Below are 11,324 nucleotides of genomic sequence, written 5' to 3'. Positions count from 1 at the left end.
CAAGTCTCCCCATTGGCCCGGAGCGGATGGGAAGCCGGGTGTGAGTTTCGGTCCCAAGTCGCTGCCGGAGAACGAGGGTGAGGAGGCCGATGCGCCGGATGCCGCCAAGAAGAACTCCGCAACCCCACGTCTCGATGCCGCTGTCGCCCGCGAACACGCCACCGAGAAGACGGCGCAGAGCCCCACTGTGAAGGACCGACCGGGTCAGGAACTCGCAGTGCCCGGTCAGAGTGCCAAACAGGTGAGCAGGACCGGTGAAAAAGCACGGCAGGGCGGCAAGAAGAAGCCAACCGGACCCAAGGGTGCCCCCCAGGCTCTCCCGGAACCGGGGGCGGACGCCAAGCAGGGTGGCAAACCCGCCCAGAGGACCCCGCGGCCGATGCCGCACCAGGCCAGGGCCGCCCTACCCGGTTCCCGGACCGGGAAACCGGCGGCGCAAGGCGCGGGTGCTGCTGCCGGGGCCACCGGGACGGCCGCTGCCGGAGCGGGTGCTGCTGCCGCATCGGCCAAGGCCGCTCCCTGGTCCGCCACCCCCACTGCCGGTGCATCGAGCAACCCGACCACCAGGGACAAGTCACACAGACCCGAGGGAAGGCTGTCGAAGGTCGGCGAGGTGCGTCGCACCCGCAAGGCGAGGCTGCGCATCTCCCGTGTCGATCCCTGGTCGGTGATGAAGACCACGTTTCTGTTCTCCATCGCCTTCGGGATCATGCTGGTGATCATCGTCGCCGTGCTGTGGGCCGTCGTCGCGGGCTCCGGTGCGCTCCAGTCCATCAACTCGACCATGACCCAGCTGATCGGGGACTCCGGAACCAAGTTCAACATCGAGGACTACATCAACGCCGGACGCGTCATCGGACTCTCCGCGGTCCTGGCGGCGTTGAACGTCGTCATCATCACCGCGGTCTCGACGCTGTTCGCCTTCCTGTACAACCTGGCGGCGGCCGTCATCGGCGGCCTCGAGGTCACTCTCGCGGAGGACTGAAACCCAACTTGTCAGGTCAGCGACGGGTGTTGTAGAGTTCAGCGTCGTTGACGACGGGCCTATAGCTCAGGCGGTTAGAGCGCATCCCTGATAAGGATGAGGTCGCTGGTTCAAGTCCAGCTAGGCCCACACAGTTGGAGAACTTCTGGGGAAATCGAGGAAGCCGACGCATTTTCGCGTCGCATGATTCCGGCCACAACGACAGCAACCCGATCGTGCCGGGGAAGCGCTACACGAGAAAATCAATATTGATTCTCGTTACAGTAGAGGTGGCCATCAAACTCATGTTACGCTCTGCCTGCGAACTGGTGGTGGGCGGCCCCCGCTCACCACGGAACCCGGTGGGAATCCGGGACTGACGCGCAGCGGTGAAGGTGACGAGACCGGCAGCAGGCCACTGGGAGAAATCCCGGGAAGGTGCCGGAGGAGGACGATCCTGAGTCCGAAGACAGCCAGTTCGCGACGTCGACGGGCTTCGCGGTAAGGCTTCGGAGCGGCGATGTCCCGGGTGCGCCCTGCGCATCTCGCGGAATCATCGTGATGGAGCACCGTGGCAGGCGCCGTCGAACAACCTGAGCACCACCAACGCCGCTACCCGACGAAAGGCTGCACTCCCCATGCTCACACGACCCGCCACGTGGCTGGCCGCGGCTCTGGCCGCCGTCGCCCTGCTGATCAGCGCCTGCGGTCTTCCCTCGAACCAGGCGTCGACCGACGGCAAAACCCTGAGACTCATCACGGTTCTCGCCGCTGACAACACCGACGCCCACCGGATCCAGACCGCCTTCATCTTCAACTCCGGGACGGTCGAGACCCTCGTCGGTCTCGATCCCCAGACCCTGCAGCTCAAGCCCTGGCTGGCCGAGAAGTGGGAGACCACGGACGCCCAGAACTGGACCTTCACCCTCCGCAAGGGCGTCAAGTTCCACAACGGCACCGAGATGACCGCCGAAAAGGTGAAGGCAAGCCTCGAGAACGCCATCGAGGTCAATCCCGGCATCAAGACCGCCCTGCGGGCCCAGTCCATCGAGGCCACCGACGACCACACGCTGAAGATCGTCACCGAGACCCCCTACCCGGCACTGCCCTCCAGTCTCGTGCACTACAACTCCGTGATCGTCGACACCTCCGCCACGGATTCGAAGTTCCCCATTGGGACGGGCGCGTTCAAGTTCGAGAGCTTCGACATCTCCGGTGAGGCGGTGCTGGTGCGCAACGACGACTACTACGACGGCAAGGCGAAGCTCGACCGGGTCGTCATGACCGCCAACCAGGATGCCAACGGCCGCAGGTCGGCCCTGCAGGCCGGGGACGCCGACGTGATCTACCGTCCCTCCCTGGATTCCCTGAGCACCATCCAGGCCGATGACACCCTCCAGGTCGACAGCAGGCCCGGTACCCGCGTCTACCACATGCTCTACAACTACTCCGGTTCCAATGCCGCGCTCTGGAACAACGAGGAGTTCCGCAAGGGGATCGATGCCCTGGTGGACCGCGAATCCATCGTGCGTGACGTCATGGGCGGCCAGGCCGAGGTGGCCTACGACGTCTTCCCCGGCGACTACCCGATCTCCCCGAAGGTCGCGGCCCACCCGTTCGGCATCGAGGAGGCCCTCAAGCACTTCGAGGCCGCCGGTCTCCAGGTCAGCGACGGCAAGGTGACCCGCGACGGTCAGCCGCTCACCCTCAACCTCATCACCTACGAGGCCCGTCCCGAGTTGCCGAAGATCGCCCAGGTCGTCCAGGACCAGGCCCGCAAGGTCGGCATCGACATGCAGATCGCCAAGGCCGACAACATCGACGAGTACCTCCAGCAGAACGACTGGGACCTCGCGACTTACTCGCTGCTGACCATCACCCGGGGCGACGGCTCCTTCTTCCTCAACAGCTCCTTCGGTGAGGGCGCGGCCCAGAACCACGGCAAGCTCGACGACCCCGACCTGCTGGCCAAGCTGGAGCAGTACAACACCGAGGTCGACACCACCGCCCGTACCGCGCTGGCCAAGGAGATCGCCCAGTACATCGACACCAAGTACTACAACTCCTACATCACGGTCCCCTACGAGACCAGCGCCAGCAAGAAGACCGTGACCGGCTGGGTGACCCCCGGCAACGAGTTCGAGTTCCAGATGGTCACCAAGGACCTGGACATCTCCTGAGCCATGAGGAAATGGTTGATCAGACTGGCCGAGGTGGCGGTCTTCCTCCTGTTGCTGACCCTCGTCAGTTTCCTGGTGGTGAAGCTGGCGCCCGGCGACGAGACCCGTTCGCTGCTGCGGATGGACACCATTCAGGTCACCCAGAGTGACATCGAGGCCCTCCAGAAGGAACGCGGCCTCAACGCGCCCATCTGGGAGCAGTACCTCGCGTACCTGATGAACCTGCTGAGGCTGAACTTCGGCACCTCCGCGATGACCGGGAAACCGGTCATCGACGGGATCGTCAACGCCTTCCCCAGCACGCTCGTCCTGGCCGGGTGGTCCCTGGTGGCCGCCTTCGTCCTCGCCGGGCTGCTGGGGACCCTGGCGGCCCGCAACGTCGGGAAGTGGCCGGATCACCTGGCCCAGGGGTTCACCCTGGTCTCCTCCTCCATGCCGACGTTCTGGCTGGGGCTGCTGCTGCTGAACGTGTTCGCCATCGGGCTCAAGTGGCTGCCCTCCCAGGCGGCGCGTCCCGGCGGTCTGGTGATGCCGATCATCTGCATGACCATCGCCATCGTGCCGCCGTATGTGAAGGTGTTCCGCAACAGCCTCGTCGAGGCGCAGGAGGCGGACTTCGTCCGGGCGTCGCGTTCACGGGGCCTGAAGGAGTCGACGGTCTTCGGCAAGCACGTGCTGCGGGCCAGCCTCATCCCCCTGGTCACCATCATGGGGATGAGCCTCGGCGGCCTCCTCGGGGGAACCGTGGTGGTGGAGAAGATCTTCGCCATCCAGGGCATCGGCATGCTGGTGCTCGACTCCCTGACCAAACGCGACTACCCCACGATCCAGGCCTTCATCCTGCTGATCGGCATCATCGTGTTCCTCATCAACGGGCTGGTGGACCTGTCCTACCGCTGGCTGGATCCCGCCATCGCGCTCAAGGGGAGGAAGGCATGAGCACCGGAAAACGAATCGTCATGATCGCGGTCGCGGTCTTCCTGGTGCTGCTGATCATCGGCCCCTGGATCGCGCCGCAGGATCCCAACCTGACCGCGACGGCCGACAGGCTCCAGGGACCGAGCGCCGCCCACTGGCTCGGGACCGACGACCTGGGCCGCGACGTGTTCTCCCGCATCCTGACCGGCGGGCTCACCACGGTCGGGCTCAGCGCGCTGGCGCTGGGGATCTCCATCCTGATCGGGGTTCCGCTGGGTCTGCTGTCCGGCTACCTGGGCGGGCGGACCGACTGGGCCCTGATGCGGGTGGTCGACATCTTCCTGGCGCTGCCGGAGTACATCGTCGCCATGATCATCGCGGGCCTGATGGGTCAGGGGTTCGCGAACCTGCTGCTCGCGATTCTCGTCATCAAGTGGGTGGGCTACACCCGCCTGGCCAGGAGCGTCGTCATGCAGGAGAAGGCGAAGGACTACCTGATGGTCTCCACCATCAGCGGGGCCTCCACCCTCTCGATCATGCGACGCCACCTGCTGCCGCACATCGTCGGCCCGGTCATAGCCCTGGCGACGGTGGACATCGGCAAGGTGATCCTGCTCGTGGCATCGCTGTCCTACCTGGGGTTGGGTGTGCAGCTTCCCTCCGCCGAGTGGGGTGCCATGCTCAACGAGGCCCAGACGTTCTTCACGCAGGCCCCGCACCTGATGCTGGCGCCCGGCCTGGCGATCTTCCTGGTGGTGTGCGCCGCCAACTGGCTCGGTGACCAGCTGCAGAGCCTCTACGCCATCTCCGGGGAAAGGAAGGAGGAGACCGGTGTCGCTGCTTGAGATCGAGAACCTGCGCGTCACGACCCGCACCAAGGAGCTGGTCCACGGCATCGACCTGCGCATCGAGACCGGCGAGTGGCTGGCCGTCGTCGGGGAGAGCGGATCGGGCAAGTCCCTGACCGCCTTCTCCATCGCCAACCTGCTTCCGCGTGGCCTCAGGCGCACCGCCGAGACCATGACCTTCGGTGACAAGGACCTGCTGACCGTCTCCCAGGAGGAGATGCGCCAGCTGCGCGGCAACGACATCGCCTACGTCTTCCAGGACTACCAGGCGGCGTTCTCGCCGTACTACCGGATCGGGCGGCAGCTCGACGAGGTGATGCGCAGCCACACCGACTGGGACGACAGGCGCCGGGGGGAACGGGCCGCCGCGGTCCTCGAACAGCTGCGGCTCCCCGCCGAGCTGCTGAGGCGTTACCCGTTCCAGGTCAGCGGTGGGCAGCTGCAGCGCGCCGCCCTCGCGGCTGCGATCCTGCTGAAACCCAAGCTGATCATCGCCGACGAACCCACCACGGCCCTCGACGCGGTCAACGCGTCGCTGGTGCTCGACCAGATCGAGGAGATCCAGGAACAGGAGGGCTGCGCGGTGCTGTTCATCACCCACAACCTGCGGGTGCTGAGCCGGTTCGCCGACCGGATGGTGATCATGCAGGGCGGCGAGATCAAGGAGCGGGGCACCACGAAGGAGATCTTCGAGTCCCCGAGGGAAAGGATCACCCGCAACCTGATCGCCGCCATCCCGCCGCTGCGCAACATCCCCTCCCGGCTGCCCGTCTTCACGGAAGGAGCCAGCGCATGAGCGAATCCGAAACCCCCGTGCTGGAGGTCGAGGACCTGCACAAGACCTATCCCGGCGGCACCCACGCGGTGAGGGGGGTCTCGTTCACGATCAACAAGGGCGAGTGCCTCGGGGTCGTGGGTGAGAGCGGATCGGGCAAGTCGACGCTGGCCAAGTGCCTGCTGACCCTGGAACCGGTCTCCTCCGGTCGGGCGACGCTGGAGGGCGAATCCCTCCTCCAGCGTCGCGGCAAGGAGCTGCGCGACATCCGCCGCCGCCTGCAGGTGGTGTTCCAGAACCCGTCGAGCTCGTTCAACTCGCGCCTGACGATGTACGACTCCCTCCTGGAGCCGCTGCGCACCCGGGGATTCGCCGCGCCGAGTTTCGTGCAGCCGGGCACGCAGCGGAAGGTCGCCGAGCAGCTCGTCGACCTGGTGCACCTGCCCGTCGCCTGCCTGGACCGCAAACCCCACGAGCTCAGCGGCGGCGAGAAGCAGCGGGTCGCGATCGCGCGGGCCATCAGCGTGGAGCCGACCCTCCTGGTCTTCGACGAGCCCACGGCCAGCCTCGACGTCTCCATCCAGGCCCGGGTGCTGAACCTGCTGCAGGAGCTGAAGGAGGAACTCGGCCTGTCGTCGATGTTCATCTCCCACGACCTCAGCGCGGTGCAGTTCATGAGCGAACGCTCCATCGTGCTGCGCGGCGGCGAGATCGTGGACCGGTTCGGTCGCGACGAACTCTTCGAGGACGGCCGCGACCAGTACACCAAGGATCTCATCAAGCTCTTCGAGGGCTGAGATCCCCACAACCCGGTTGGGCCGGGCCGCTCTCGTCGCGGCCCGGCCCAACCGGTTTCAAGGGGTGGTTCCGGATCAGCTGGTGCTCGGGGTGCGGAGCCTCCGACCGATCACCGTCACGGCCACCACCGCCAGGTAGACGATCCCGTAGAAGAACGCCAGGCCCGACGACGTGGAGGCGTCGAGGACGTAGGCGGCCCAGAAACCCACCACCGAACAGGCGACGGTGATGCCGACGGTGATGATGTACATGCCGTGGATGCTGTGGGACAGCAGCTGTGCGATGGCCGCGGGGACGATCATCAGCGCCATGACGAGGACCGCCCCGGCCGCGTTGAAGGCGGCGGTGATCGTCACCGAGACCACCAGCATGGTCAGGTGGCCCAGGCGCTTGACCGGGATGCCCATGGTCTGGGCCAGTTCCGGGTCGAAGGCGATCAGCTTGAGGCGGGTGTGCAGCACCGTCAGGTACGCGACGTTCAGGGCCAGCACCCCGGCCATCACCCACAGGTACTGCGGACCGAGCAGCACGTTCCCGACCTTCAGCGGCAGGAAGGCGGCCAGGTTGAGGTCGCCCACCAGCACCGCCGACTCCGTGATCTGGACCCCGTTGAACCGGGTGCTGAGCAGCAGCACGCCGATGCTGAACAGGGCCGGGAACACCAGTCCCTGGGGGCCGTCACCGGAGACCAGGCCCGTCGATTCGAGCAGCTCCGCGCCCAGCACCACGACGGTGCCCATCACGGCCGCCCCGACGATGGACCACGGCGACTGGATGGTGCCCGTCGCCACGGCCGCGATGACGATGCCCGGCAGCACGGCGTGGCTGATGGCGTCGGTCAGCATCGCCTGCTTCCGCAGCACCAGCCAGATTCCCGGCAGGGCACAGGTGACGGCGGTGACGACCGCGAGGATCATCACCCACAGCACGAAGGTCATGCCGTCACCTCCCTGCGGTGGCGTCGCCGCGCCCGGAGCGTCAGCAGGAGGCTGCGTTTGGGGGCGAACAGGATCGAGGCGAAGGCGATGACCGTGACCACCAGCACGATCACCGGGCCGGTGGGAACGCGGCCGATGGAGACCGCCAGCCACGAGCCGGCGAGGGCGCTGAAGGCCCCGATCAGCCCCGACAGCAGCAGCATGCTGCCGACGCGCGTGGTCCACTGCCTGGCCGCGACCGGCGGGGCGATGGCCAGCGCCACCATGAGCACCAGCCCGACGGCCTTGAGACCGATCACGATCGACAGCACCACCACGGCGTTCAGCAGCACCGACAGCAGCCGCGACGAGAAGCCCAGCGTCGCCGCGTACTCCGGGTCGAAACAGCTCAGCTTCAACTCCTTGAACGCCACGGCCGCCACCAGGAAGGTCGCCAGGGAGACGACCACGCTGGAGACGATGTCCTCGACCGTCAGGTGGGAGGCGTTGCCGAACAGGTACTCCGCCAACCCGCCCTTGCTGGGATAGGGCCCGGCGAGAATGACCCGGTGCAGCACCATGCCTCCCCCGAAGAACAGCGCCAGCACGATCGCCATCGCCGCGTCCACCTTCGTCACCGAGACCTTGGGCAGCCAGTCGACCAGCTGCACCGCAATCAGGGAGACCACCGCGGAGCCGAGGATCAGCACCCAGTTGCTGCGGCCGTCGATCCCGAAGGACGCGGCGACGATGAAGGCCAGCATCACTCCCCCGATGGAGGAGTGGGAGACGACGTCCGCCAGGAGGGTGCGTTTCCGCAGGTAGGCGAAGGTGCCGATGGCCCCGGTGGTGAACCCGATGATGACGGTGCCGAGCAGCATCATCCGGTAGGTGTGGTTGGTCAGCAGCTCGGCGGGGTTCATGTCGTCGCCAGTCCGTAGGCCTGTTTCACCGCCTCGTCGGTGAACACCTCCTCCGTGGGGCCGAAACCCATCACGGTCCGGTTCAGCAGGCAGGTCCAGTCGCACAGCGTCGGGACGGTGGCGAGGTCGTGGTGGACGATGACGACGGTGCGTCCCGCGTCGCGCAGCCCGTGCAGCACGTTCGTGATGGTTTCCTGGCTGGCGGCGTCCACCCCGGCGAAGGGCTCGTCGAGGAGCAGCAGGTCGGACTGCTGGGCCAGCAGCCGCGCCAGGAAGGTACGTTGGCGCTCACCCCCGGAGAGCTGGTTGATGGGCCGGTGTGCCAGGTGGGGGATGCCGACCCGCCTCAGCGCGGCCGCCGCCACGTCGCGTTCCTTCGCCCCGGGCCGGCGGAACCATCCCAGGCCGCCGTAGGTGCCCATGAGGACGACATCGCTGACCGTGGTCGGGAAGTCCCAGTCGACGCTGCTGGCCTGCCGCATGTAGCCGACGCGGCGGCGCACCTTCGGCAGCGGCTGGCCGAAGCAGGAGACGGTTCCCCTCGTGGGTTTCAGCAACCCGACCACGGCCTTCAGCAGCGTTGACTTCCCCGCCCCGTTGGGCCCGACGATGCCCATGACCACGCCCTGCGGGAGGTCGAGGGTGACCTCCCGCAGCACCAGCGAGTCGCGGTAGGCGAAGCTCAGCCCGGAAACGTTCAGGGCAGCCGTCATTTGGTGAGCGCCTCAACGATGGTGGTGACGTTGTGCTTCATCACACCGAGGTAGGAGTCGACGCCGGCCTCGTCGCCGAGGGAGTCGGCGTAGAGCTCCTGGTCGGAGACCTCGACCTGCCAGCCCTTGGCGGCGACGGCCTCCTTGACGGACTGGATCGCCTGGGGGTTCTTGAGGTTGTCCTGGAAGATCACGGGCAGTTTGTGCGTGGCGATCAGGTCGGCCAGTTCGGCGATGTCGTTGGCGGACATGTCGGCCTCCGAGGTGACGAAGTCGGTGGCGTGGATCTCGATGTTGTAGGCCCGCCCGAAGTAGTTGAAGGCGTCATGGCCCGTCACCAGCACCCGGCGCTCCTCGGGGATCTTCGCGGTCTCCTGCTTGGCCCAGGTGTCGGTTTCCTCGATCTGTTTCTTGTAGGCCTCCGCGTTCTTGTCGTAGTCGGCGGCCTTCGAGGCGTTGATGGTCTTGAGGTGTTCGGCCATCAGGGTCACGACCTGCTGCCAGATCTTGGTGCTGTTCCAGATGTGCGGGTCGTGGAGATCGTTGCCCTGCTCGTCCTTCTCCGGCCAGGGCAGCAGCTCGCTCTGGTCGATCTTGTTGCCGACGGCGATGTGCTTGGATCCCAGCGATTCGAGCTGGGTCAGCATCTTGGCCTCCAGGTGCACGCCGGAGGAGAAGACCGCGTCGGCGGACTGCATCTTCTCGATGTCCTGGGTGGTGGGCTCGTAGGTGTGGGGGTCGCCGCCGGGCTTGACCATCGTCGTGATCTCTGCGTCGGGATCGAGCACCTTGGCGGCGTCGGCCAGGTAGCCGGTGGTCGCGAAAATGGCGAGCTTCTTCCCGCCGCCGGCGCTCTCCGAGGCGGAACCGCTGGAGCATCCCGCGACGAGGGCAACGGCGGGGACCGCGGAGAGCGCGGCGATGAGGGAGCGGCGGGTGAGAGTGGTGGATCGCATGGTTTCCTTCAGTACAGCATTAAATTAGTCTGACCAAATACAGATTTGCGAGGAATCTAACATGCGATGGATTCTCAGTATTGACTGGGGTTGGGATGTGCACACCCGTGATGTGCACATCGTGTCCGCATGCGGCACCCGGGGGCGGAAACCCTCGCTCCCCGCTCACTCCCCGCCGGGCGAGGGCTGCTCGTCCCCGGCGAGGATCAGATAGATCCGCCGACGCACGTCGACGAGCTCCCTGGCCGCCTGCTGGCGCTGGTCATCGGTGCCGGTGCGGCCGACCTGGCGGACGGCCTCGCCGAGCGAGTGCACGAGCTCCCGCAGGCGGGGGCCGTCATCGGTCGCCAAGGGGTTGGGCCACTCGGCGTGGTGCTCCTCGACGTGGGCCCGGCCCGCCTCCGTCAGGGATACCTCCCTGCGACCCCCGCTCGTGTCGATCCGGACGAGCCCCTCGTCCTCGAGCTGGCTGAGCGTTGGATAGATGGCGCCGGGACTGGGGGACCACGCTCCGTCGGTGCGCTCGGCGATGGTCTGCATCAGTTGGTAACCGTGCATCGACTCCTCGGCGAGCAGCAGGAGGACCGCAATCCGGACATCCCCACGACGCCGGGAGCGGCGACCGTGGTGTTCCCGGTCATGGCCCCCGGGGCCTCCCCGGGGACGTCCGCCGAACGGGCCGGGGCCGCGACGCCGGCCGTGTGGGCCGCCCGCCGGACCGGATGCCTCCCGGAAGTCGTCGTGATCGTTCCCGTTCTCCGGGTGGTACGGGAAGCCGTGCGGGGTGTGACTGTGCTTGTTCACGTCAGATCCTTTCGTAGTAGATAGCTCTACGATATATCGTGATCCTTCGTGTTGCAAGTCGATGGGTTCTGTGTCTCGCCGGGGTTGCGCGCAACCTGGAAAGGGTGTAGTGTTTTCACTCGCCCCGGAAGCCGCTGGGAAGCGGCAGGTCAGGGCGATCCCCCATCGACGAGCCCCGTGGCGAGTGTGCGGTCACATGGATCCCACTCAAGGTCACGGAACCCGCGATGCCCCGGGAGACTTGGTCGGGAAGCCCGACTTGCGAAACCGGGTGTGAGGGAGTATCTTGGAGAAGCTGCCCTTCGGGGTGGTGAAACCACAACGGCACAACTTGATGCAGGAACACGGGATTTGACACTCGGTGGAAATGCAGTAAAGTTTGTCGGGTTGCCAAACTGATTGGCTTCCGAATTTTGAGAACTCAACAGCGTGCTTTAAGTCAATGCCATTTTTTGGGGATGGACCATTTTTTGGTTTGTTTCTTGTTTTTTCCTTTGATTGATGGCCCCTGCAGTGTGTGCGTTTTGT

11 protein-coding genes, 1 tRNA gene and 1 riboswitch are annotated in these 11,324 nt (G+C 66.1%); of the genes, 7 read left to right on the top strand and 5 right to left on the bottom strand.

Annotation, left to right across the window (positions count from 1 at the left end; genetic code table 11):
• Positions 1–40: 40 nt before the first annotated feature.
• From E0E39_RS15920 to E0E39_RS15105, 7 genes are all read left to right on the top strand, one after another.
• Entirely contained in the window at positions 41–985 is a 945-nt protein-coding gene (locus E0E39_RS15920) for a DUF3566 domain-containing protein (protein WP_165444835.1), read from the top strand.
• A gap of 55 nt (positions 986–1,040) precedes the next feature.
• Positions 1,041–1,114, top strand: a tRNA-Ile gene (locus tag E0E39_RS15130).
• A 160-nt stretch (positions 1,115–1,274) separates the two neighbouring features.
• Positions 1,275–1,456: riboswitch (cobalamin riboswitch) on the top strand.
• Positions 1,457–1,602: 146 nt separating this feature from the next.
• Entirely contained in the window at positions 1,603–3,144 is a 1,542-nt protein-coding gene (locus E0E39_RS15125; RefSeq protein ID WP_130875496.1) for an ABC transporter substrate-binding protein, read from the top strand.
• 15 nt (positions 3,145–3,159) lie between these two features.
• A complete protein-coding gene (locus E0E39_RS15120) occupies positions 3,160–4,083 on the top strand; it encodes an ABC transporter permease (RefSeq protein ID WP_165444834.1) in 924 nt (307 codons plus the stop codon).
• On the top strand, positions 4,080–4,907 hold the full coding sequence (gene nikC / locus E0E39_RS15115) for a nickel transporter permease (RefSeq protein ID WP_130875494.1): 828 nt from the start codon (positions 4,080–4,082) through the stop codon (positions 4,905–4,907). The genes E0E39_RS15120 and nikC overlap by 4 nt, the downstream gene beginning before the upstream one ends.
• The gene (locus E0E39_RS15110) at positions 4,894–5,706 is read left to right on the top strand and encodes an ATP-binding cassette domain-containing protein (protein WP_207302523.1); all 813 of its coding nucleotides are present in this window, start codon (positions 4,894–4,896) and stop codon (positions 5,704–5,706) included. The genes nikC and E0E39_RS15110 overlap by 14 nt, the downstream gene beginning before the upstream one ends.
• The gene (locus E0E39_RS15105) at positions 5,703–6,482 is read left to right on the top strand and encodes an ABC transporter ATP-binding protein (RefSeq protein ID WP_130875493.1); all 780 of its coding nucleotides are present in this window, start codon (positions 5,703–5,705) and stop codon (positions 6,480–6,482) included. The genes E0E39_RS15110 and E0E39_RS15105 overlap by 4 nt, the downstream gene beginning before the upstream one ends.
• A 75-nt stretch (positions 6,483–6,557) precedes the next feature.
• Here E0E39_RS15105 and E0E39_RS15100 read toward each other — a convergent pair whose 3' ends face one another.
• The 5 genes from E0E39_RS15100 to E0E39_RS16200 all read right to left on the bottom strand — a co-directional run bounded on the left by E0E39_RS15100 (position 6,558) and on the right by E0E39_RS16200 (position 10,796).
• Positions 6,558–7,421, bottom strand: a complete 864-nt coding sequence (locus tag E0E39_RS15100; protein ID WP_130875492.1) for a metal ABC transporter permease — start codon at positions 7,419–7,421, stop codon at positions 6,558–6,560.
• Positions 7,418–8,323 (bottom strand): metal ABC transporter permease, encoded by a 906-nt coding sequence (locus E0E39_RS15095; protein WP_130875491.1) that lies wholly within the window; start codon positions 8,321–8,323, stop codon positions 7,418–7,420. The genes E0E39_RS15100 and E0E39_RS15095 overlap by 4 nt, the downstream gene beginning before the upstream one ends.
• A complete protein-coding gene (locus E0E39_RS15090; protein ID WP_130875490.1) occupies positions 8,320–9,036 on the bottom strand; it encodes a metal ABC transporter ATP-binding protein in 717 nt (238 codons plus the stop codon). Before E0E39_RS15090 ends, E0E39_RS15095 begins: the two co-directional genes overlap by 4 nt.
• A complete protein-coding gene (locus tag E0E39_RS15085; RefSeq protein WP_130875489.1) occupies positions 9,033–9,992 on the bottom strand; it encodes a metal ABC transporter solute-binding protein, Zn/Mn family in 960 nt (319 codons plus the stop codon). Before E0E39_RS15085 ends, E0E39_RS15090 begins: the two co-directional genes overlap by 4 nt.
• Before the next feature lie 165 nt (positions 9,993–10,157).
• Positions 10,158–10,796, bottom strand: coding sequence for a PadR family transcriptional regulator (locus tag E0E39_RS16200; RefSeq protein WP_207302522.1), 639 nt, complete (start codon positions 10,794–10,796; stop codon positions 10,158–10,160).
• Between the last annotated feature and the right edge of the window lie 528 nt (positions 10,797–11,324).

It is taken from the genome of [Pseudopropionibacterium] massiliense (assembly GCF_900607225.1).
GTDB lineage: Bacteria > Actinomycetota > Actinomycetes > Propionibacteriales > Propionibacteriaceae > Arachnia > Arachnia massiliensis.
Note: the sequence above shows the minus strand (reverse complement) of the source record. Positions and strands in the feature narration are given on the sequence as shown.